Source organism: Psychrobacter sp. NPDC078409 (assembly GCF_050268505.1).
Classification (GTDB): domain Bacteria; phylum Pseudomonadota; class Gammaproteobacteria; order Pseudomonadales; family Moraxellaceae; genus Psychrobacter.
The window spans coordinates 130,561-153,241 of the sequence record NZ_JBNNGW010000003.1 but is presented as its reverse complement, the minus strand read 5'-3'; the positions used below and the strand labels follow the sequence as shown (position 1 = coordinate 153,241).

At 43.2% G+C, this 22,681-nt stretch carries 18 protein-coding genes; 13 read left to right on the top strand and 5 right to left on the bottom strand.

The window, feature by feature from the left end:
* Window positions 1-210: 210 nt before the first annotated feature.
* Window positions 211-1,470, top strand: coding sequence for an NADP-dependent isocitrate dehydrogenase (gene icd / locus ACQKC9_RS06640; protein ID WP_179798194.1), 1,260 nt, complete (start codon window positions 211-213; stop codon window positions 1,468-1,470).
* A gap of 235 nt (window positions 1,471-1,705) precedes the next feature.
* Here icd and ACQKC9_RS06635 read toward each other — a convergent pair whose 3' ends face one another.
* The gene (locus tag ACQKC9_RS06635) at window positions 1,706-3,925 is read right to left on the bottom strand and encodes an NADP-dependent isocitrate dehydrogenase (protein WP_427621060.1); all 2,220 of its coding nucleotides are present in this window, start codon (window positions 3,923-3,925) and stop codon (window positions 1,706-1,708) included.
* A 607-nt stretch (window positions 3,926-4,532) separates the two neighbouring features.
* On the opposite strand from ACQKC9_RS06635, the gene ACQKC9_RS06630 reads away from it, so the two are divergent.
* From ACQKC9_RS06630 to ACQKC9_RS06615, 4 genes are all read left to right on the top strand, one after another.
* Complete coding sequence (locus tag ACQKC9_RS06630; RefSeq protein ID WP_427621059.1) at window positions 4,533-5,915, top strand: GNAT family N-acetyltransferase; 1,383 nt, start codon at window positions 4,533-4,535, stop codon at window positions 5,913-5,915.
* A 99-nt stretch (window positions 5,916-6,014) separates the two neighbouring features.
* Window positions 6,015-6,515, top strand: coding sequence for a chorismate--pyruvate lyase family protein (locus tag ACQKC9_RS06625; RefSeq protein ID WP_427621058.1), 501 nt, complete (start codon window positions 6,015-6,017; stop codon window positions 6,513-6,515).
* A 551-nt stretch (window positions 6,516-7,066) separates the two neighbouring features.
* A complete protein-coding gene (glyA, locus tag ACQKC9_RS06620) occupies window positions 7,067-8,323 on the top strand; it encodes a serine hydroxymethyltransferase (protein ID WP_379543712.1) in 1,257 nt (418 codons plus the stop codon).
* A 409-nt stretch (window positions 8,324-8,732) separates the two neighbouring features.
* A complete protein-coding gene (locus ACQKC9_RS06615; RefSeq protein ID WP_427621057.1) occupies window positions 8,733-10,268 on the top strand; it encodes an alanine/glycine:cation symporter family protein in 1,536 nt (511 codons plus the stop codon).
* A 128-nt stretch (window positions 10,269-10,396) separates the two neighbouring features.
* Here ACQKC9_RS06615 and gltS read toward each other — a convergent pair whose 3' ends face one another.
* The 4 genes from gltS to ACQKC9_RS06595 form a co-directional block, all read right to left on the bottom strand.
* Window positions 10,397-11,671: a sodium/glutamate symporter gene (gene gltS, locus ACQKC9_RS06610; RefSeq protein ID WP_427621056.1), complete on the bottom strand. Its 1,275-nt coding sequence runs from the start codon at window positions 11,669-11,671 to the stop codon at window positions 10,397-10,399.
* A 138-nt stretch (window positions 11,672-11,809) separates the two neighbouring features.
* Window positions 11,810-12,259, bottom strand: a complete 450-nt coding sequence (locus ACQKC9_RS06605) for a barstar family protein (RefSeq protein ID WP_427621055.1) — start codon at window positions 12,257-12,259, stop codon at window positions 11,810-11,812.
* A 1-nt stretch (window position 12,260) separates the two neighbouring features.
* Complete coding sequence (locus tag ACQKC9_RS06600) at window positions 12,261-13,013, bottom strand: ribonuclease domain-containing protein (protein ID WP_427621054.1); 753 nt, start codon at window positions 13,011-13,013, stop codon at window positions 12,261-12,263.
* Between the two features lie 121 nt (window positions 13,014-13,134).
* On the bottom strand, window positions 13,135-14,436 hold the full coding sequence (locus ACQKC9_RS06595; RefSeq protein ID WP_427621053.1) for a glutamate-5-semialdehyde dehydrogenase: 1,302 nt from the start codon (window positions 14,434-14,436) through the stop codon (window positions 13,135-13,137).
* A gap of 431 nt (window positions 14,437-14,867) precedes the next feature.
* Here ACQKC9_RS06595 and ACQKC9_RS06590 point away from each other — a divergent pair, with 431 nt between their 5' ends.
* The 8 genes from ACQKC9_RS06590 to ACQKC9_RS06555 all read left to right on the top strand — a co-directional run bounded on the left by ACQKC9_RS06590 (window position 14,868) and on the right by ACQKC9_RS06555 (window position 22,438).
* A complete protein-coding gene (locus ACQKC9_RS06590; protein ID WP_179799076.1) occupies window positions 14,868-15,173 on the top strand; it encodes a hypothetical protein in 306 nt (101 codons plus the stop codon).
* A gap of 348 nt (window positions 15,174-15,521) precedes the next feature.
* The gene (locus tag ACQKC9_RS06585) at window positions 15,522-16,319 is read left to right on the top strand and encodes an ABC transporter ATP-binding protein (RefSeq protein ID WP_057758311.1); all 798 of its coding nucleotides are present in this window, start codon (window positions 15,522-15,524) and stop codon (window positions 16,317-16,319) included.
* Between the two features lie 337 nt (window positions 16,320-16,656).
* Window positions 16,657-17,457: a transporter substrate-binding domain-containing protein gene (locus ACQKC9_RS06580; protein WP_185156656.1), complete on the top strand. Its 801-nt coding sequence runs from the start codon at window positions 16,657-16,659 to the stop codon at window positions 17,455-17,457.
* A gap of 152 nt (window positions 17,458-17,609) precedes the next feature.
* Window positions 17,610-18,506, top strand: coding sequence for a transporter substrate-binding domain-containing protein (locus ACQKC9_RS06575; RefSeq protein ID WP_427621052.1), 897 nt, complete (start codon window positions 17,610-17,612; stop codon window positions 18,504-18,506).
* A gap of 72 nt (window positions 18,507-18,578) precedes the next feature.
* Window positions 18,579-19,532 (top strand): ABC transporter substrate-binding protein, encoded by a 954-nt coding sequence (locus ACQKC9_RS06570; RefSeq protein ID WP_427621050.1) that lies wholly within the window; start codon window positions 18,579-18,581, stop codon window positions 19,530-19,532.
* A 608-nt stretch (window positions 19,533-20,140) separates the two neighbouring features.
* Window positions 20,141-20,875 (top strand): ABC transporter permease, encoded by a 735-nt coding sequence (locus tag ACQKC9_RS06565; RefSeq protein ID WP_057758316.1) that lies wholly within the window; start codon window positions 20,141-20,143, stop codon window positions 20,873-20,875.
* A gap of 12 nt (window positions 20,876-20,887) precedes the next feature.
* Window positions 20,888-21,613, top strand: a complete 726-nt coding sequence (locus tag ACQKC9_RS06560) for an ABC transporter permease (protein WP_101205569.1) — start codon at window positions 20,888-20,890, stop codon at window positions 21,611-21,613.
* A gap of 195 nt (window positions 21,614-21,808) precedes the next feature.
* Window positions 21,809-22,438 (top strand): fumarylacetoacetate hydrolase family protein, encoded by a 630-nt coding sequence (locus ACQKC9_RS06555; protein ID WP_427621413.1) that lies wholly within the window; start codon window positions 21,809-21,811, stop codon window positions 22,436-22,438.
* Window positions 22,439-22,681 lie beyond the last annotated feature (243 nt).

The following is a 22,681-nucleotide window of genomic DNA, read 5'->3' as shown; positions in this document are numbered from 1 at the left end:
AGCGACAATCATTATTTGGATCTTTATTTTAATTTTTTTAGCTTAAAGCTACTTTTAACATTGTTCAAATCAATGCCGCAAGTGTCGTACTCATCAAAGCTTTGCTTAACCGATAAGCGCCCAGAGCGTTACAACTATAATAAAACGGTTAGCATAACAAAGTGTCTAGTTCGCTTGCGACGTCCAACATACAACCAAGGAGTATCATCTATGTCATATGATAAGGTTATCGTGCCAAGAGACGGCGAAAAAGTGACCGTAAACGCAGATTTAACATTAAATGTTCCCAATCATCCGATTATTCCGTTTGTGGAAGGTGATGGGATCGGCGTAGATATCACGCCTGTTATGATAAAAGTAGTCAATGCTGCGGTTGATAAAGCGTATCACGGCAAGAAGTCTATCATTTGGATGGAGACTTATCTTGGTGAAAAAGCAGCGAAAGTATATGACGGCGACTATTTGCCAAGCGAGACACTAGAGATTCTAAAAGACTACGTCATTAGTATCAAGGGTCCATTGACCACACCAGTGGGTGGCGGCTTTAGTTCGTTAAACGTTGCGGTACGCCAAAACCTTGACCTGTATGTCTGCCAACGCCCCGTACGTTGGTTTGAAGGCGTGCCAAGTCCAGTGCAGCATCCAGAACTGACTAATATGGTTATCTTTCGTGAAAACACAGAAGACATCTACACGGGTATCGAGTGGAAAGCGGGCAGTGATGATGCCAAAAAAGTTATCAATTTTTTAAGAGATGAGATGGGTGTGACCAGTATTCGCTTCCCTGAAGACTGCGGCATCGGTATCAAGCCTGTTTCAAAAGAAGGTTCACAGCGCTTAGTACGAAAAGCGATTCAGCATGCCATTGATAATGATTTGCCAAATGTGACCCTAGTGCACAAAGGCAATATCATGAAGTTTACTGAAGGCGCGTTTAAGGATTGGGGCTATGAGCTAGCAGCAGAGCGTTTTGGTGCAGAGTTATTAGATGGCGGTCCATGGATGACCATGAAAAATCCAAAAACAGGTAACGATATTATTATTAAAGACGTCATCGCTGATGCGTTTTTGCAGCAGATTTTGATGCGTCCTGCAGATTATTCTGTAGTAGCAACGCTTAATCTGAACGGTGACTATATCTCTGATGCATTGGCCGCTGAAGTAGGCGGTATTGGTATCGCGCCTGGTGCAAATAAAGGCGGCGCGATCGCTGTTTATGAAGCGACGCACGGTACTGCGCCCAAGTACGCTGGTCAGAATAAAGTAAATCCAGGCTCACTGATATTGTCTGCTGAGATGATGCTTCGTGATATGGGCTGGACGGAAGCAGCTGATCTTGTCATTAGCGGTATCCAAGGGGCGATTGCCAATAAGACAGTCACCTATGATTTTGAGCGTCTGATGCCAGATGCTACCTTACTGAGTACTTCTGAGTTTGGTAAGGCGATTATTAAGCATATGGAAGCCTAAGACTACTTAAGCTCTCAGCATTCTATTTTATGACTATGTATTAAAAGCCGCCTGATTATATAGGTGGCTTTTTTATTTCACTCTTTATAGAGCATTTAGACAGCACATAAAAAAACACCTCAACGTTCTAAGATAGTTGAGATGTTTTCTTACTAAGACTTAAACTCATCCAATCGCTTCTGAGTATAAAACCCAAAAGCGATTAGGCTCAGTGTCTAAGAGCAGTCGCTTAAAATTATAGCGATGCCAATGTCTCGTTAAACAAAGCGCTTGGACGCATTGCTTTCTTAGCCAATTCTTCATCAGCATAGTAGTAGCCTTTGATATCTACTGGCTTGCCTTGAGCTTGGTTAAGTTCTTTAACGATGGCTTCTTCGTTCTCTTTTAGCTTTTGCGCGAATGGTGTAAATTGCGCTTTTAGCTCGCTATCTTTATCTTGCGATGCAAGCTCTTCAGCCCAGTACATTGCTAGATAGAAGTGGCTACCACGGTTGTCGAGCTCGCCAGTTTTACGTGATGGCGACTTATCGTTTAGTAGCAGTTTTTCTGTTGCTGTATCTAGCGTATCAGCTAAAATTTGAGCTTTAGCATTGTTGTCGTTGTTTGCTAGATGCTCCAAAGATACCGTCAATGCCAAGAACTCACCAAGTGAATCCCAACGTAGATGGTTCTCTTCTGTCAGCTGCTCAACGTGCTTCGGTGCAGAACCACCAGCGCCAGTTTCAAACAAACCACCGCCTTTCATTAATGGTACAACTGATAGCATTTTGGCACTGGTTCCTAGCTCTAGGATAGGGAACAAGTCAGTTAGGTAATCGCGTAGGATGTTACCGGTCGCAGAGATAGTATCTAGACCACGAGCAACACGCTCTAGGGTATAACGCATCGCACGAACCTGAGACATAATCTCGATATGTAAGCCAGTAGTATCATGATCTTTTAGATACGTTCTAACTTTTTTGATTAGCTCGTTTTCATGTGGGCGGTATGGGTCTAACCAGAAGATAACAGGCGTATCTGATTCACGAGCACGGCGTACGGCAAGTTTTACCCAGTCTTGGATAGGCTCATCTTTAACCTGACACATGCGCCAGATATCACCTTTCTCAACACGTTTTTCGAGTAATACTTCATCAGTATCAATATCGACGATACGTGCAATACCAGCATCGCTAGACTCAAAAGTCTTGTCATGCGAGCCATACTCTTCAGCTTTTTGAGCCATTAGGCCAACGTTAGGAACGGTGCCCATTGTTTTTGGATCAAAGTTACCATGCCATTTGCAGAAGTTGATCATTTCTTGGTAAATACGCGCAAAGGTAGACTCTGGCATGACGGCTTTACAGTCATACATTTTGCCATCAGCGCCCCACATTTTACCGCCTGAACGAATCATCGCTGGCATAGAAGCATCAACGATTACATCACTTGGTGAATGGAAGTTAGTGATACCTTTTGAAGAATCAACCATGGCCAGACGTGGGCGATGCTCTTGACACGCATGTAAATCACGCTCAATTTCTTCACGTTTTGAAGCTGGTAGCGTTGAGATCTTGTCGTATAAATCTGCCATACCGTTGTTGACGTTGATACCTAGCTCATCAAAGAAAGCGCCATGTTTCTCAAAGGCTTCTTTATAGTAGATTCTAACTGCATGACCAAAGACGATAGGATGCGAGACCTTCATCATGGTTGCTTTTACGTGTAGTGAGAACAAGATACCAGCTTCGCGGCAATCTTCCATTTCACGCTCATAAAACTCTAATAGTGCTTTTTTGCTCATGACCATCAGATCGATGACTTCTTTATCAAGCAAAGCAATTTTAGGCTTTAATACTTTTTGAGTACCGTCATCAAGTAACAACTCCATACGTACCGTACGGGCTTTATCTAATGTCATAGATTGCTCGCCATCGTAGAAGTCGCCGCCATGCATGTGTGATACGTGCGTGCTTGACCACTGCTTCCACTCACCCATAGAGTGTGGGTGCTTGCGTGCATAGTTTTTAACGGCTTTAGGAGCGCGGCGATCTGAGTTACCTTCACGCAGTACTGGGTTCACTGAACTGCCTAAGCTTTTGCCATAACGCTTGCGTAGCTCTTTTTCTTCGTCAGTTTGTGGATCTTCTGGGAAGTTAGGAATAGCATAGCCTTTGCTCTGTAGCTCTTTGATAGCGGCTTTCAACTGCTGTACAGAAGCACTGATGTTTGGCAGTTTGATGATGTTGGTATTTGGATCTTGAGTCAGACGACCTAGCTCAGCTAAGTTGTCAGGAACACGTTGCTCTTCGGTCAAGTATTCAGGGAATTCAGCCAATATACGCGCTGCAACAGAGATGTCGCTGGTTTCAACTTCAACGCCTGCTGTTTTAGTGAATGCTTCGACAATCGGTAAGAACGACAGAGTCGCCAGCGCTGGGGCTTCGTCAGTTTTTGTATAAATAATTTTTGACATTTTAGTTAGATCTTCCTTTAGGCTGTAGTTAATAATAAAGCTCAAATATAGTGTTGAATATGCGTCAATGATACTATGCAATAATCCATGATATGGTTAGAACAAGTACTTCATATGTAGCTTCTTAGAAATTTTTAAGACAGGTCAGACATTTTCTTTTAATAATATTCATGAAAAAAGCATTTAAAGGCAACACGTTAACGGTCGGTGCAAAATCGCCTAAAAGTGAATCACTGACGCTACATTATAATCAATCCACTATAAATCCGATAGGATGTCAATCGTATACCATGAACTAAGTATACTGTTTTAGCTCGTATCCTATGGTTTCGAATTATACTAAGCTAATAACAACCTTATTCTACCAGTCATCGGCTTCGATATCATCTTTTCCATACAACTACTGTTTTTTCATGACGTTTTATATTGATCTCACCGCCCATGAGCGCAGTCGTACAAACCACCCGCGTTATCGTTGGTGGTTTTTTATTGGGTACGGATAAGTTTTTGCAAATTGTGACAGCAATGACGTAAAAATTTGCTAGTCTAGGTCATCAATAGATTGGTTATCGATAAATATATCGCGATTATAATAGTGACGGTGAATATGAGTTTAGAGTATGCGCTGATTAATGATACCAGCTGGCAGAGCCAAACAGAGTGGCAGACGCCAGATACCCCTTTTATGTCATTTGCTTTCTGGCAAGCGCTGACTGACACACGAGCAATTGGTGAGCAGGCAGGGTGGCTACCAATATTTATTTTGGTACATCGTGTCACAGGCGCTACTAATAGTGCGGATAGTGAAGATAACACCGATACCTTAGTAGATAGCGCGGCAGAAAATACATTGCAACCTGTGGCTGTCATGCCAGTATTTATAAAAGGTCATCATCGTGGTGAGTTTGTATTTGATCATGCATGGGCAGAAGCTTATGCGCGCTATGGCGTTGATTATTATCCGCGATTGGTCACTAGCGCACCATATACACCGATTACTGGCCAAAGGATTTGGTTGGCAAAAGGTGAAACTTTGAATGAGGATATCCTCAAAGTAGCCATCGCAGGTATCGATGATGTCGCTCAACAAGTGGGTGCTTCCAGCTGGCATGGACTGTTTGTGACACCAGAGCTTGCCTCTATCGCCACCGCATCTATACCAACTGAAATTGATGTAGAGCTTGCCATAGCGGCTCAAGAAAGCGGCGTAGAGTCAGCTACTATTGAGCTACCGATATTTGAGCGTCAAGGTTGCCAGTTCTTATGGCAAAACAAAGACTTACTTAATGACAGTAAGCCATTTGCAGATTTTGATGCGTTTTTGATGACCTTAAAAGCCAAAAAGCGTAAAACCATTCGGGCTGAGCGCCGTAAAGTTGCCGAGCAAGGCATTAGTTGCCAGCGCAAGTGCGGTGATGCTATTAGCGATGCTGATTGGAAGGCTTTTTATCATTGTTATGTGATGACCTATGCAGTACGCGGACAACAGCCTTATTTGACGATAGATTTTTTTATGGCGTTGGCAGCGAGCATGCCTGAGCATATAATGCTTGCGCAGGCACTTGATGTCAGTGGTGAGATTATCGCGAGTAGTTTGTTCTTATATGACAGACCTGATAGCGACAATGTTGATGGTGACAAGGCTGATGGCGATAATAATGCTACCTTATATGGTCGTTACTGGGGCGCGCTCGGTGAATATGACAGCTTGCATTTTGAGCTGTGCTATTACCAAGGTATTGAGTTTGCTATTGAGCAAGGGCTGATGTCTTTTGATCCGGGTACGCAAGGCGAGCATAAGCTGGTACGTGGTTTTATCCCAACGACGACACATTCTATCCATCGTATCTATGATCCGCGTTTTGTACCGGCGATTGGCGATTTTTGTGTCAGAGATCGAATGCACATGGCGCAGTATCGTCAGCAGGCCTTTGAAGCTCTGCCTTTTAATGCAGACAATATGCCTGCATTTGACGGCATTGACTCATAGCAGTAATTTATAACGGTAATCAGCTTTGATTAACTTTGCTTCTATTTGCAAACACTTTCTAACTGTTAAACACTCTTTAAAAAATACTAGCCATAAACTATGACCAGCAATTCTTTTAGTTCTACCAGTGGCCTACCTCCTACTGAGCTCTTACCTTGGCTAAATGCTGAAGGTTCCCTCACTGCGATATTAGAAGAGAAGGCAGGGCAGCCGCTACGCGTAAAACGCAGCTTTGAAGGCTATCGTTCGCTGACTCTAGGTCAAAAAAAGCAGCTGGGTATACGAGGCATGATGCTAAATCGTCCAATGCTGGCATGGATACGGGAAGTGCAGTTATATGGCCATGATGAAATGCCATGGGTGCAAGCACAGAGTGTCTTTCCTCTAGATAGTTTAAAAGGTCAGTCGCGTCGTCTTCAACATCTGAAAAACACACCTATTGGTTACGTGTTATTTAAGCGTCGCCGTACCTTGCCAAATGAGCGTTTTATCAGTAATACCAGTGACGGTTGGCAACGACAAACGCGTTATGACTGGCATGGTCGTAAGATAATGATCAGTGAAACGTTCCTACCGGCGTTTTTAACTAGCGACCTATAAAAATATTATTAGGTTAACCTCGCTTGAGGTATTTAATATACATCTACACTCGGCTGCCTTGTACTACTTCTAAATTGAATAGATTATATCTAGCCACGTTTAAAAATATTTTATGCCTAAAACAGCATAAAAGTGCAGACAAGAGAAAAAATTCAGTGGGTAAATCCTTTATTTTATTGGCTATTTATCTGTGTTATATCGTCATTTAATTCCCTCATCTTAAGGTGAGGTTTTTTTGCGCTCACAGCACAAATTTTCATGTTACACTTAATCTTTCGCAATGATATCAATGCAAATGTACATCGATTTTATTGACGAATCAGTCAAGTTAATAACAGGTCAGTCGCCTGTATTTATTCTTATTTCAATCTTTGCTAATAGACTCCATTCACAATAATGGTCATACCATAAAACAGATTGCAGAAAAACAGCGTGCAGAGGTATTAATCGTACTTCAGCGACGTTGACGCAGTAGTTGTTTTATTGTGGGCAGGCTATAAGCTTCTTTTCAATGACGTTTTTTAATGACAGTCACTACTTAGGACATCACTATGTTTAAAGATATTTCTATCAAAGATTTTGATCCAGTACTTGCTGAAGCGATGGCCGCAGAAAGCGTTCGTCAAGAAAACCACATCGAGCTTATCGCCTCTGAAAACTACTGCTCACAAGCAGTGATGGAAGCACAAGGTACTGACCTTACCAACAAATACGCAGAAGGCTATCCTGGCAAGCGTTATTATGGTGGTTGTGAGCATGTGGATGTGGTTGAGCAATTGGCCATTGACCGTGCTAAAGAGTTGTTCGGTGCAGAGTATGTGAACGTTCAGCCGCATTCTGGTAGCCAAGCAAACTCAGCCGTATTTTTAGCATTGCTAGAAGCAAATGACACTGTACTAGGCATGAGCTTAGACGCTGGTGGTCACTTGACGCATGGCGCACACATCAACTTCTCAGGTTTGAACTACAATGCCGTACAGTACGGATTGGTAGATGGCACTGGCCTTATTGATTATGATCAAGTAGAGAGCTTGGCGCGTGAGCATAAGCCAAAAATGATCATCGCGGGTTTTTCAGCATACTCACAAGTAGTCGATTGGCAGCGTTTCCGTGACATCGCGGACGAAGTAGGCGCGTATCTATTGGTCGATATGGCTCACGTTGCAGGCCTAGTTGCTGGCGGAGTTTATCCAAACCCAGTACCTTTCGCTGATGTGGTCACAACGACGACGCACAAAACTCTACGTGGCCCACGCTCAGGTATGATTTTGTCGCGTGATGAAGTATTGGCTAAAAAGCTAAACTCAGCTGTATTCCCAGGCAACCAAGGTGGCCCGTTGATGCATGTCATCGCAGCAAAAGCGGTTTGCTTTAAAGAAGCGTTAGAAGATAACTTCAAAACGTATCAGCAGCAAGTAGTGAAAAACGCACAAGCTATGGCAAAAGTGGTTCAAGAGCGCGGCTATGAAGTCATCTCTGGTGGTACTGAAAATCATCTCATGCTGATTAGTCTCGTTAAGCAAGAAATGACGGGTAAAGAAGCGGATAAATGGCTTGGTGAAGCACACATCACTGTCAACAAGAACGCTGTACCAAACGATCCAAAATCACCATTCGTGACTTCTGGTATCCGTATTGGTACGCCAGCGATTACTACTCGCGGTTTCAACGAAGCACAAGCGGGTGAATTGGCAGGTTGGATCTGTGACGTACTAGACAGTCGCGGTGATGAAGCGGTTGCTACTGAAGTACGCGCTAAAGTAGAAGCTATTTGTGCAGAATTACCAGTCTATGCTAAAAATCAGTAAACTTTAGAATGGTAATAAAAAAAACCGCTAAGCTTTTGCTTAGCGGTTTTTTTGTTATTGCTCTTTGTAAATATTAGAGTATTTAACGCAAACCTACATTGATATTGCCATTTAGCTCTTTTAATTATATTTCAGTCTGTTATTCAACCTGAAAATTACTACCGACATTTTTTGATAAATGTTGTGATCCTGACTGAGTTCTGGTCTTAGTTTTAAGGAGCTAAGTTGATGTTTAATGAAGAAAAATGTGTAAATCCCTTTGTTTATACAAAAATATTAGTATATAGTCAGTATTGAACATTTAGTAATAATACTAATACAAATTATAATAAATAGTTACACTTTGTATTAGTATCGCTGTAATTGATTGAATAATTATATAAATATTATTTTCAATAGAGGGATTTACATGAAAAAACAATCTTTAGTCGCAACGATGCTATTACTCAGCACGACTCTTGCGCAAGCAGCAGAACAATCAGGTTTAGCAGCATTTGGAGCAGGTCTCGATGGCTTTATGTCCAATATATTTGGCTGGTTCGTCGACCTTATTTTCTTTTCAGTACCTCTTGGAGACGTCAGCTTCCCGCTTATTGTGGGTTGGTTATTAGTTGCCGCACTCGTATTCACTTTTTACTTTGGATTTATTCAGTTTCGCCAAATAGGCTTGTCTCTAGATATTGTCAGAGGCAAATATACCGATCCCAATCCCGCTAACAAAGAAGAAGGCGAGGTCAGCCATTTTCAAGCCTTAGCTACTGCTTTATCAGGTACCGTTGGTCTTGGTAATATCGCAGGCGTTGGTGCAGCACTTGCTATTGGTGGACCTGGCGCTACCTTTTGGATGATTATGGTCGGCCTATTTGGTATGGCGACTAAGTTTGTAGAATGTACGCTAGGTGTTAAATACCGTACGGTACTACCATCTGGCGTCGTATCAGGTGGCCCTATGTACTACCTAAGCCGCGGTATGGCTGAACGTGGTATGGGCGGATTAGGTAAGTTTCTGGCTGTTGGTTTTGCCCTTATGTGTATATTGGCGACCTTTGGTGCTGGTAACATGTTCCAAGGTAACCAAGCCTTTGCAGTGATGAGCTCTACTTTTAGCATTCCAACGGATTACAGTGTATTCTTTGGTATTGGCTTAGCATTTTTAGTCGGTATGGTTATCATTGGTGGTATGCCGCGCATCGCAACCGTTACCGAAAAAGTCGTACCCTTTATGGCTTTGTTATACATTACTATGGCGGTAATCGTACTGATTGCTAACTTTAATCATATCGGCGCTGCATTTGGCGAGATTTTCTCAGGTGCCTTCACTGGTGCTGGCGTAGCTGGTGGCTTTATTGGCGCGTTGATTCAAGGTTTAAAACGTGCAACTTTCTCTAACGAAGCGGGTGTTGGTTCAGCCGCTATTGCTCACTCAGCAGTAAAAACCAAAGAGCCTGCTACTGAAGGTCTAGTAGCGCTATTAGAGCCTTTCATTGATACAGTTGTTATCTGTACGATGACGGCGCTTGTTATTACTATCTCTGGGGTGAACACTGCCGCAAACTTACAAACCCAAGCACTTACTGGTGTGGATCTAACCCGAGCAGCCTTCATGGAAACGGCGCCTATATTCCAGTATTTCCTAGCTGTCGCGGTATTGTTGTTTGCTTTCTCAACGATGATTTCATGGTCATATTATGGTCTAAAAGCTTGGACTTACCTTTTCGGTGAAGGTAAAGGCGGCGAGATGATATACAAACTTATCTTCTTAATCTTCGTTGTTATCGGTACCATCGTACAGTTTAGCTTCGTTATCGACTTCTCAGATGCGGCTCTGTTCGCTATGGCTATCTTTAACATCATCGGTCTGTACTTCTTGATGCCAATTGTGAAAAGAGAGGTTAATTCTTTCATAGCTCGTGTGAAAAGTGGTGAAATTAAGAAGTATAAATAATAGGTTTGATTGAACACTCTATTATAACTTGATAATTAAAAAAGCCCGCCAAGATAAGTCTTGGCGGGCTTTTCGATGGCTAGCATTTGCTAGATAGCTATTAAGTTTTGATCTATGACAGCATCGGCCTACATAAATGGCAGCTTCGTAAATATCTGCAATATCGTGGCATTGACGATATCAACAAAGAACGCACCTACCATTGGCACAATCAAGAATGCTTTAGGTGAAGGCAGATAGCGATCAGTGACTGCCTGCATATTTGCAATTGCAGTCGGTGTCGCACCCATACCAAAACCACAATGCCCCGCTGATAATACAGCCGCGTCGTAGTCTTTACCCATAATTTTAAAGGTAATCAGGTACACGTAGATAATCATAATGATGGTCTGTACGACCAATATAATTAGTACAGGGCCTGCCAAATCGGTCAATTGCCATAGTTTTAAAGACAACAATGCCATCGCCAAAAATAGGCTTAAAGACGCATTACCAAGTACATCAATTGAGCGGTCAAACATATCAAAATTGAAGACCATCGTCAGCACATTGCGAATGATGACGCCGCCTGCCAGTGCCCATACGAAAGTAGGCAGCTCAAACCATGTACCTTCAGCAACGATGGCCATCACATCGGCAAAAGCCAAAGCACCTGCGAATAGTGCCAAGGTTTCGATAGTAGAAGAAGCGGTGATAAAGCGCATGCTATCAGGTCTTTCAAAGATATCTTTATTACTACCTGCAGACTCTTCATCGTGTTTGGTGCTATATAACGACTGTGCACCAGCAACTTTTTCGATATCGCTAGGATCAGGGTTGGCTGGCGTTGGTTTTAGGCCAAGTCGGTTAATCAAACGACGGGCAACAGGACCGCCAACGATACCACCCGCGACCAAACCATAAGTAGCAACCGCGATACCAAGCGTCGTCGCACCGACTACACCGTAGTCTTGTTCTAGCGTAATGCCCCAAGCGCCTGCTGTACCATGACCACCCGTTAGAGCGATAGACCCTGTCACTAGACCGAGCAAAGGATCAAGTCCCAATGCACTTGCCATGGCCACACCAACGACGTCCTGCAATACAATGAATACTGAAACAACGATAGTAAAAATCAATAATGGTGTGCCGCCTGCTTTTAGCCTACTAAAATCAGCACTCAGACCGATGGAGGCAAAGAACATCAACATGGTGGCGGTCTGTAGTCCTTGATGAAAGTTGAAACTATATCCCCAAACCATATTGAGAGCATAGACAACAATCGCCGCGACCAAACCACCAGCAACAGGTTCTGGGATATTAAAGTCTTCTAAAAACTTGATTCTCCGCACCAAAAACCGCCCAAGCAGCAGCACTAAGGTGGCCAATATCAGGGTGTAATAACCGTTTAAGGTAATCTCCATAGGTTAATCCTTTCTGTAAAATAAATTAACCTGAATTCGGGATAAATATGGCTTTATCTCGAATTCAGGTTTCTATGATGACGAATAATTATCGATGACTATCGGCGGTCAAGCTTGCAATATATAGGCTTTTAACGACTAAATGTCTAACGCATAAGCTTCATCCTCAGATGGCACGATGATCCACAATTGCGGTTTGCCAAATTCTCTAAAGGCATCCTCAATGATGCTTTTAAAGACATTGAAGTCCTCAGTGTTTATTCTTTTAACGTCTGTCAAATCAAGCCTTAAATGAATTGCCTCACTGTCTGTTAGACAATCCCATGCACTGTCCCAGTTGTGTGAAAAATAACTAGGGAAGTCACAGGCCTTGGCCAAACTCGTCAATAGCTCAGTTTTTTCGAGCGTGTCACCTACGGCTATAGTAACAGCCTGCGTAGGAATGCTAGTACCCAGTGCTGTACCGTTTTGGTTAATATGGTTTTGCTTCACATGGCTTTGATTAACATAGTGGATGGCTTGGTTCATACTTTCTCGCTTCATATCGGCTTTGTCCGTATTCGCTTGGTTCATATTTTCTTTTTTCATATTAAGGCACCTGTAGTCTTTGGAAGCTATCATAGTGATCGACAGTTAAGTAATAGACAGTAGGCGGGTTACCACCTGTGACGATACGCCGTGCGCCGCGATGAGAGACACCAGGGGTGGGTACGGTATATTCGCGGTAGTAGCCTTGTGACTGGGAGGGTAGTCTGCCTTCACGGTTATAAAACGTCGTGCCATCTTTATTTGGATACGGAAACGGGCCGCCTTGCTGAATAAGCGCAATCGTATTATCAACCTGTGCATCACCCGTTATACCAGCAGTAGTGGTTTGGCTCGTATTATTAGTGACGTCTTGCGATACCGTTGTCGGCTCGATACTATCAGCAAGCAATGTCGAATTTAAATCGCCGAAAAAATAGAAAGCGACGGCGATGATAGCGATGAGGCTAAATAGCGTAGAGCCTAAGCTTCTTTTATTTGGTCTGCTGTTTTGACTGCTACGATTTGAGTTACGAGTGCTATGATGGCTATTTCTATTAGCGTTAGTAGGTGTATAGCTTGGAACATCTGATGCAGTATCTTGGTCAAGGCTCAATGAAGACGAGGTCACTTCAGTGGCTCTCAATTGGTTTTTGTCGTTACGGGCACTGTTAAAGTAAACACTTTGACCAACCGTTATAGGCTTCGCCAGTCTTGCTTTGCTAATATGAAAGAATACATCTTCACTTTGATTATCTACATCGATAAAGCCGTAGCCTTTATCTTCGTTCCAGTGCTTAATCTTGCCACTTTGCATGCTCGTACCGCTCCCTATAATTTAAATGCCTTAATTAAAATACTTATGATTCAAACGAAGAAACGCCAGCATAATTGCTGACGTTTCTGATTACTCGTTTCGATAATCGGTACTGGTATGATTAAGCACGGGTTTCGCCATGACCATAAACAATCCATTTCTGTGAAGTCAGACCTTCAAGACCGACAGGGCCACGCGCATGGATTTTGTCCGTTGAGATACCAATCTCAGCACCGAGACCGTATTCGAAACCATCAGCAAAACGGCTAGAGGCGTTAATCATTACGCTGGCCGAGTCCACTTCACGGATGAAGCGTTGCGACTTGGTATAGTTATCAGTGATGATGACATCGGTATGATGGCTACCGTGCGTATTGATATGCTCAATCGCTTCATCAATACCTGCGACCACTTTTACCGCTAGGATAGGGGCTAGGTATTCAGTATCCCAATCTTCTGAGGTGGCAGCTGATAGATGACCTTCAAGTTTAGCATTATCATTTAGGATAGATTGTGATTTGTCATCAAGGCGTAGTTGCATTGCGTCATCAGCAGCGACGATGGCCTCTGCTATTTGAGGTAATAGTTCATTAGCGACTGTTTCATCGACCAGTAGCGTTTCCATCGTATTACAAGTGCCGTAGCGATGCGTTTTGGCATTGACACTGACTTTAATCGCAATCTCAGGATCCGCATCACTATCAATAAAGGTATGGCAGTTACCATCTAAATGCTTGATCACAGGTACTTTTGCATCGTTACTGATACGCGCAATCAAACCTTTACCGCCACGTGGCACAATGACATCAACATATTCAGTCATGGTGATCAGTTCACCAACGGCTGCACGATCGGTTGTCTGTAGCACTTGCACGCTATGTTCTGATAGATCAGTATGGCTAAGTCCTTTGATGATGCATTTGGCAATGGCTTGGTTAGATTCAAATGCTTCAGAACCACCGCGCAAAATAATGGCGTTGCCTGATTTGAGTGCCAGTGAGGCAGCCTCTAAGGTTACGTTAGGACGCGACTCATAAATCATACCGACTACGCCAAGTGGCACCCGCATTTTGCCCAAATGAATACCCGATGGCTGATAGGTCATATCAGTGACTTCACCGATTGGGTCAGGAAGGCCAGCGACGTCTTTAAGACCTTGTAGCATACCGTTAAATCGTGCTTCGTTTAGCTCCAAGCGGTCGAGGAGTGCGCTATCAAGATTGTTTTTTTGGCCATTATCCATATCGATTTTATTGGCAGACAAGATGTCTTGTTTGGCATTGACCAGCTCATCATGAATGGCTAATAGTGCCGAATTTTTATCGCCAGTGTTGGCAGCAGCCAGTGCACGAGAAGCAGCTCTTGCTTGCTTGCCGACAGACTGCATATAGGTCGTAATGTCCGTAGTATTCGATTGACTCATAAATTATTTTCCTTATGTGATACAGGTTTTTTATAACTAAAAGCGCCCAATTTTATATAGGTAAAAGTACCTAAAAAGGCGAAAAATGTCGCAAAAAAAGAAGTTTTGAATGCCTACTCAAATAGCGATAGGTCATTATGCTATTTAACATAGAGCAGATTGAGACGATAGTAAAGATGATTTTGTGAACAGAATCCGCTTTGTAGCGCTCTTGTAGGGGCTTATTTAAAGCAATATTGCTGATGCTAAGCAGTATTTATTTAAGATAATCGCGTTATCAGTACTACACTATATCTTTACGTGTTTTTAACAGAATTGCGCTGTAAATACTAAGGTAGCCGCGAGATATCCTCAGTATAGTAAGCATTAAAACAGCAAGGCTATCAATAAATAGTACTTAATCTTATTATGATGAGTGATGGAGAACGAACATGGCTACGAAAAATACGACTTATAAAAATTGGTTAACGGTTGGTCTGGTAGCAGGTGCTTTGGCATTAGGCGCTTGTAGCAAAAAAGACGACACACCGATGGAAACTGAAGCTGACACTACTGTAGACGCTCAAACCTCTGTAGAAGAAAGTGCAACAGCGAGTGACAATGACGATGTGGCCGTTGCTAGTGCCGATGATGAGGGTATGGACGTTACCAATAACGATGATGTGGCAGTGGCGACAGCAGAAGATGCGGATATGATGGATGGTACTGAAGACTCAGAGCATGTATCGACGTACTAATCGCATATTATAGAATGCACTAGCGACATATTAAATGTACTAACTACATACTATAAATAGGCAGTTATCAGATAACACAACGCCTCGTATTCTAAAGTGATAAAATAAAGCCCAGAGCGATAAATGCAGTCTGGGCTTTTTTGTATTCGCGGTTTGTTAGAAGCTGATTAACCCGTTGGTTAAATACAATATTTGCCTTTTTACTGCGTAATAAGAGACAATATGGCATTTTTCTCTTTGCCTCATCAGGCATATTACGATAATGCATCTAGATGCTTGTACTATATATAGATATAGCTCTTATTTTATTCGTGTTTTCACTCATATTTATTGGAAGTCTGCTGAACCATGCTTGATACTGCAAAAAACCCGACTCGGCCTATCGCCCTAGACTTACAAGACATCCATAAAAGCTACGGCTCATTAGAGGTATTGAAAGGGGTTTCCCTGACTGCCTACGATGGCGATGTTATCTCTATTTTGGGCTCATCTGGCTCAGGTAAGTCGACGTTGCTGCGTTGTATTAATCTTCTAGAAAACCCCAATCATGGTCGTATCTTGATCGGTAATGAAGAGCTGATGCTAAAACCTGCCAAATCAGGTGAGCTACAAGCAGCAGACGTGAAGCAGCTAGAAAGCTTGCGCGCACGCGTGGGGTTTGTCTTTCAGAACTTCAACCTATGGCCGCATAAGACAATTCTGCAAAACATCATCGAAGGGCCAACGCAGGTCTTAAAGATTAAAAAAGACCAAGCAATTAGTGATGCGGAAAAACTGCTTGATAAAGTCGGCCTGCTCGACAAGAAAGATGCTTATCCTGCCAACTTATCTGGTGGTCAGCGTCAGCGTGTCGCAATCGCCCGTGCGCTTGCTATGCAGCCACAAGTCCTATTGTTTGATGAACCAACCTCTGCGCTAGATCCTGAACTGGTCAACGAAGTGCTTGCGGTAATGCGCGAGCTAGCAGAGGAGGGACGTACGATGCTTATCGTTACTCACGAAATGCGCTTTGCCCGTGAAGTATCAAGCAAAGTCGTCTTTTTACATCAAGGTGTGGTTGAAGAAATTGGCACACCTGAGCAAGTCTTTGATAACCCTACCTCTGAGCGTGTTAAAGACTTTATGGCATCACACCGTCCTACTTAGTTATTAATTATTAGTTTTTCACTTAATATCATGTCCAATACAAATGGTGGCAACACTCTTGTCACCATTTATCCTGCCAAACGTAAAATCACTGTAACGTAAGCATTGTTGACTGTTTATTGCCCGATGATAACTATGAGTATGCAAAACGTTTGTTTTTGATATTTTACTCAGGTATTATCAAAAGGTTTATAGGCCGTCACGTCTCGTGGCTGTCTGTTATTCTGCTATCTATATTGCTTGTCTGGCAGGGACGTCAGAGAACAAAATATCAGAACCCTAAGTCAGAAAATCCTGTCAAAAACTTATGTAAAACCCATCAGAATTTAAGGAACGTATGATGTCGAATTCTCGCCTATTATGGTCATCGATGACCGTTACTGCTGCATTGATGTTGAGCGCTTGTAGCCAACCTGCCGATGAAACTACCGATACCAACGCTGACGCCCCTGCAGCTGAAACCACTGGTAAAACCATTCGTATCGCTACCGAAGGCGCTTACCCTCCATTCAACTATACCAACGCCGACGGCAGCTTGGCAGGTTTTGATATCGATGTTGCCAATGCCTTGTGTGATCAAATGCAAGCCAAGTGTGAAATCGTTGCACAGGACTGGGACGGTATTATTCCAGGTCTATTGGCACAGAAATATGATGCGGTGATTGCAGGTATGTCTATTACCGCTGAGCGTCAAGAAAAAGTTGATTTCAGCGAGCCATACTTTGCCAATACGATGGTATGGTTGACCAATACGGATGGTAGTTTTGATCCTATGGCGATTAAAGACGCAACGCTGGGGGGTCAACGTTCTACTACGCCAGGTGCTTATCTACAGGATAACTATGAAGGCAAAGAAGGCAACACAGTTCAGTTGTATGACAACTATGACAATGCCTATCTAGATCTAAAATCTGGTCGTAGCGATGCGGTATTGGCTGAAAAAGTTTCTGCCAAATCATGGTTAGCAGAAAACGCAGCGGGCTTCGGTATCGTTGGTGATGAAATTGATAACGATGACAATATTGCCATTGCTGTACGTAAAGGTGACTCACTCAAAGCTGACTTTGACAAAGCATTGAGCGAAATCCGTAGTAACGGTGAGCTTGCACGTCTTGAGCAGATGAACTTTGGTCAATAATGACTAACTGAAGATTGATGCTTAGAACAAGTAACGTTTGATACAAGTAATGCTTAAAACCAAGTATGTTTCAAATAAACGGTGTTTATAAGCATAAATCAGCAAGCAGTGATCGACGATACAGCTGGTAAATATATTAAGGAATAAAACTTATGACAATTTCAATGACATCATCAATGAGCAAAAAAGCATTGTGGCTAGCACCGCTTAGCGCAGCAATGCTAATGCTGGCAGGTTGTAACAATAGCTCAGCACCAGCAGAAAATGCTGAAGCTGATACCGCTACTGAAGCGCCTTTAAATATCAAAATCGCGACAGAATCAAGCTATAAGCCTTTTAGTTATACCGATGCAGATGGCAAACTGATTGGTTACGAGATTGAGCTGGTTGACGCACTATGTGCGCAAATGAAAGCTGAGTGCGAAGTCATCTCTCAAGATTGGGACGGTTTGATTCCAGGGCTTAACGCACAGAAGTTTGATGCAGCTATCGCAGGTATGTCTATCACGCCTGAGCGTAAAGAAGTGGTTGATTTCAGTGACCCTTACTTCCATAGCGGTATCATCTTGATCGGCAAAAAAGGTGATGACTTAAGCGTTGAGTCGCTAACAGGTCTACCAATTGCCTCACAGCGCTCAACTGTTGCCTCGCAATACCTACAAGACGAGCATGCAGATGCTGATATCAAATTGTATGATACGCAGGACAATGCTTATCTAGATCTAACCTCAGGCCGTGTGCGCGGTATGATGTCTGACAAAGTAACGGGTATCGACTGGTTAAAAACAGACGCAGGCAAAGGCTATGAAGTCAAAGGTGAAGAAATCAGCACCAATGATGATGCAATGGGTATTGCTTTCCGTAAAGGCGATCCGTTAATTGCTAAGTTCAATGCAGCATTGGCTGAGCTAAAAGATAATGGTACCTATGATCAAATCACGGGTAGCTATTTTGGTACTAGCTCAACGGCTGCAGCACAAAAAGCGGTAGCAATAACTGATAGTGTCGAAGAAGTAATGGTCGCTGAAGAAGAAGCACCAGCTAACTAATACGATATCTGGCAGTTTGACTGCTGTTGTTTGAAGACGTGTTGTTTACTCAAGAAAAAACCAAGGATGATCATGAGCAACCATTGTGCCCCAATCTGTGCCACGACTGGAAAATCTAACATTGCTGTAGCCAGTCGTCTGTCTATGTCATTGTTTGCACTAGCGACGGCCTTTACCGTTGCTGGCTGTAGCAATAGCCAAGAGAGTGCAGCTGATACCAATCCAGAGGCTACCGAAGCAACGGCAGCATCTACAGGTGATGTATTACGCATTGGTACAGAAGGGGCCTATGCACCTTTTAACTATACCAATGCTGATGGGACACTGGGTGGTTTTGATGTTGAGATAGCAAATGCACTCTGTGCGGATATGCAGGTGACCTGTGAGATTGTAGCGCAGGACTGGGACGGTATTATTCCTGGTCTAAAAGCAGGTAAGTACGATGCAATCGTGGCCGCGATGTCCGTTACTCCAGAGCGTTCGCAGCAGGTGAGCTTTACCGATCCGTACTTTAGCAATGCCTTGGTTTTTTTGGCCAAAAAAGACAGCAGCTTTGACCCTAGTAACAATAGTGATATCGACTCGCATTCTATTGCTGCACAGCGTTCAACTATTTCATCGCAGTGGCTAGAAGACACGTATCCAAAAGCCGATATGAAGTTTTATGATACGTTGAGCAATGCGTTTTTGGATCTCGGTTCAAACCGTGTCGATGCGATGATTTCTGATAAGTTGCCTGCTATAGAATGGCTGAGCTCAAATGCTGGTAGCAAATATGCACTAAAAGGTGATGAAATTGATATCAATGATAATTTTGCCATAGCAGTACGCCCAGGCGATCCGTTACAAGCAAAGATTAATCGGGCTCTTGCTAATATAAAAGCAAACGGTACTTACGATAAGATCAATCAAAAGTACTTTGCGGTGCCAGCATCTGCAACGAGCACAGTTGATGAAGACGCAGATGCAAATATAGATGCAGATACAGACATTAGCGAGCAACCAGCGACAGAAAACGCTAGTTAATAGCTAACAGTAGTTAGAGATAGCAGTCAAAAAATAGTGTTTTGATTAATAAAAGGATATCGCCATGATGGTGATGTCCTTTTTTATTTGTCGTTATAGCAACGAATATAGATAATAGCCGCCTATCAATTTTGCTCAAATTTAGTCGGCTGATTGTATATTTATAGAGGCAAGTGTCTGTTTAAGTAAGGTTTAGGCGCAGCTTTTACGCGTCAGTATTAACATCACGGCGAGTGAATATGATAAAATCAGCGCTCATTTCTACTGTGTCAATTATCGCAGCGTTAATCGTATTCTTCTGACGTCATTTTTTGACGCCGACCATCCCTATTGATTTGGTATAAAATACGGTGTTTCGCCGCGTTCAGCTATTGATGCTGATTCTTTTAACTCATATTTTGCTAGGGCGTGTCTTCATTTTAAAAATGGTAATAAAAATGAAATAAATTGCAGTCAAACAAGGAAAATAGCGCAAATAATATCGAGATATTAGTCAGCTATTTGACGCCGTTTGGCAAGATTTAGCCGTTTTTAAACCATTTAGATGTCTATCGATTGAATTGAAGACATGCCCTAATTGCTAATATAAAGAGACTGAGTGGATAATCGTGTTTGACTTACAAGGATTTGGCGCGCTTTTATTAAGCGGCGCTACCGTCACCATACAGCTAGCTGTGACCAGTTTGATCATTGGTCTGGCTTTAGGCTTGCTCGGCGCAACCGCAAAGATGTCCAATATCTGGTTGCTGCGTAAACTTGCGACTGTCTATACTGCGACGATGCGCGGTATTCCTGAGCTGCTATTGGTGCTCTTTATTTATTATGGCGGCTCTATCTTATTGATGAGCATCCTCAAAAAGTTCGGCTATAACGACTATGTCGAGATTAGCGCTTTTTGGGGTGGTGTCATGGCACTGTCTATTGCTTTTGGTGCATATGCGACTGAGATTTTTCGCATGTCTATTCAAGAGATTCCAGTAGGGCAGCGAGAGGCTGCGCAAGCAATTGGTATGCGTCCTTTTCAGACTTTTTATCGCATCACGTTGCCGCAAGTATGGCAGATTGCTTTGCCAGGTTTGGGAAATTTATTTCTGGTACTACTCAAAGATACCGCATTGGTATCGGTCGTGGGTCTCAAAGACATCATGTATCAGTCATCGCGTGCGGCACAGTCTACACAGCAGCCTTTTACCTTTTATATGGCAGCAGCGATTATTTATTTGGGTCTGACCATGTTGATTACTGGCTTTATGATGTGGCTTGAGTGGCGCGCCAATCCTGCGGCACGTTATGCCAAAAAGATAAGCCGTCAATCCACTCACAGTCAATCGACCATAGGGTAGAGGAGAGATACTATGGATTGGAATTGGCAGGTCATCTTTGACCATATCCCTGATTTACTAGGCGGCGCGGTATTGACCGTACAGCTGGTCTTGTTTTCAGGTGTGATTGGATTGCTGTTTGGTTTGGTTTTGGCGTTGTTACGACTGTCTAAGAATTGGGTGGTACAGATACTACCATTCCTGTATATCTTCTTTTTCCGTGGTACGCCGCTGCTGGTACAGATATTCCTAATTTATTACGGTCTGGGTCAGTTCGAGGCCGTACGCGAGTCGTTCTTATGGGAGCCAGTGCTTAGCCAAGCATATTGGTGTGCCATCATCGCCTTTACCCTGAATACCAGTGCTTATCTAGCCGAGATTATACGCGGTGCGATTCAGACGATTCCGATTGGAGAGCTTGAAGCTGCTGATGCGCTTGGCATGTCAAAATGGCAAAAGCTAACACGGGTTACGCTGCCGCGCGCATTTGGTATTGTGATTCCAGCGTACAGTAACGAAGTTATCTTTATGCTAAAGGGCAGTGCGCTAGCGTCGACTATTGCATTGATGGATATCACAGGTGTTGCTCGTACGATTAGTGCGCGTACCTATACCTTGATGGAGCTATTCTTTGCCGCTGGTATCGTCTATCTATTGCTGTCGTGGGTTATCTTGTTTAGCTTTAGAATGTTCGAAAAGCGTATGAACCGTCATGCCAGTTATGTACCGCCAGATGTCGTGACCAACACGATTCCATAGTTAGCAGTTAGCAGTTAGCAGTTAGCAACTAAAAGTCGTCAAAGTCACTGTAGACAATAGAGTATGGACTGCTGATAAAATAGCCATCATTTACAAGGAGAGTTTAGTATGAGCCAATCGCCACACGAGTCATTAGCGAACGCCATTGCAGCCGGTGTAAATGCCGAGCAGGGCGCTATCGATCATAATGAAAGATTGCGTACTTCTATTGGTAAAGTTGTCTGTGTTGGTCGCAACTATGCGGCACATGCTGCAGAGTTGGGCAATGAAGTGCCAACCACGCCGATACTGTTTATGAAGCCTGCGTCTTCAGTGGTTTCTATCCGTGGTGATGTGGTTCGCCCAAGTCCAGAGCTGTTTGGCGAGACTCACTACGAGGCCGAACTATGTATTCAGCTATCAGCTGATTTATCTATGGCGACGATTGAGCAAGCTCAGCAAGCCATTGGTGGTGTGACATTGGGACTGGATTTGACCTTACGTGACTTGCAAAGCAAGCTAAAAGAAAAAGGTCATCCGTGGGAGCGTGCTAAGTGTTTTGACGGAGCTTGCGTCCTTGCTGATTGGGTCGACCCGCAAGCGTTTGGCAATCTGCAGAATGTACATTATCAGCTGACTATCAACGATGAGCTGGCGCAAGATGGCGATAGTGCCTTAATGCTATTTCCTGTCTATGAATTGCTGGTCAATATCAGTCATGCCTTTAGCTTGCAAGCAGGGGATGTAATTATGACTGGTACGCCAAGCGGCGTTGGTGTGTTGCAAGCAGGCGATCAGCTTAAACTAAAACTGGGTGCTCATGAGTGGGTGTCGCAAGTACAGTAAGCTTGATTGCGATAACAAACGCATATTAAAAGCCCCGAGCAATTGCTTGGGGTTTTTGCTTTTAAGCCTTTATATTTACTTTTTGACTTTGCTAACTGCCAAACAACTCTAACTATCTAATCTTTCTATTTTTCAATAATCATCAGTACAGTCGATTGTCATCAGTTTGTCACCTATTGTTCAGCGTGCTGTCATAAAGGTTGAGTAGACTTAAGCGGAATTCGTATTTTTGTGGTCGTAATT

Coding starts and splice junctions, on each gene's coding strand:
- icd (WP_179798194.1), top strand. CDS start 211: ATGTCATATGATAAGGTTATCGTGCCAAGAGACGGCGAAAAAGTGACC.
- ACQKC9_RS06635 (WP_427621060.1), bottom strand. CDS start 3,925: ATGTCAAAAATTATTTATACAAAAACTGACGAAGCCCCAGCGCTGGCG.
- ACQKC9_RS06630 (WP_427621059.1), top strand. CDS start 4,533: ATGAGTTTAGAGTATGCGCTGATTAATGATACCAGCTGGCAGAGCCAA.
- ACQKC9_RS06625 (WP_427621058.1), top strand. CDS start 6,015: ATGACCAGCAATTCTTTTAGTTCTACCAGTGGCCTACCTCCTACTGAG.
- glyA (WP_379543712.1), top strand. CDS start 7,067: ATGTTTAAAGATATTTCTATCAAAGATTTTGATCCAGTACTTGCTGAA.
- ACQKC9_RS06615 (WP_427621057.1), top strand. CDS start 8,733: ATGAAAAAACAATCTTTAGTCGCAACGATGCTATTACTCAGCACGACT.
- gltS (WP_427621056.1), bottom strand. CDS start 11,671: ATGGAGATTACCTTAAACGGTTATTACACCCTGATATTGGCCACCTTA.
- ACQKC9_RS06605 (WP_427621055.1), bottom strand. CDS start 12,259: ATGAAAAAAGAAAATATGAACCAAGCGAATACGGACAAAGCCGATATG.
- ACQKC9_RS06600 (WP_427621054.1), bottom strand. CDS start 13,013: ATGCAAAGTGGCAAGATTAAGCACTGGAACGAAGATAAAGGCTACGGC.
- ACQKC9_RS06595 (WP_427621053.1), bottom strand. CDS start 14,436: ATGAGTCAATCGAATACTACGGACATTACGACCTATATGCAGTCTGTC.
- ACQKC9_RS06590 (WP_179799076.1), top strand. CDS start 14,868: ATGGCTACGAAAAATACGACTTATAAAAATTGGTTAACGGTTGGTCTG.
- ACQKC9_RS06585 (WP_057758311.1), top strand. CDS start 15,522: ATGCTTGATACTGCAAAAAACCCGACTCGGCCTATCGCCCTAGACTTA.
- ACQKC9_RS06580 (WP_185156656.1), top strand. CDS start 16,657: ATGATGTCGAATTCTCGCCTATTATGGTCATCGATGACCGTTACTGCT.
- ACQKC9_RS06575 (WP_427621052.1), top strand. CDS start 17,610: ATGACAATTTCAATGACATCATCAATGAGCAAAAAAGCATTGTGGCTA.
- ACQKC9_RS06570 (WP_427621050.1), top strand. CDS start 18,579: ATGAGCAACCATTGTGCCCCAATCTGTGCCACGACTGGAAAATCTAAC.
- ACQKC9_RS06560 (WP_101205569.1), top strand. CDS start 20,888: ATGGATTGGAATTGGCAGGTCATCTTTGACCATATCCCTGATTTACTA.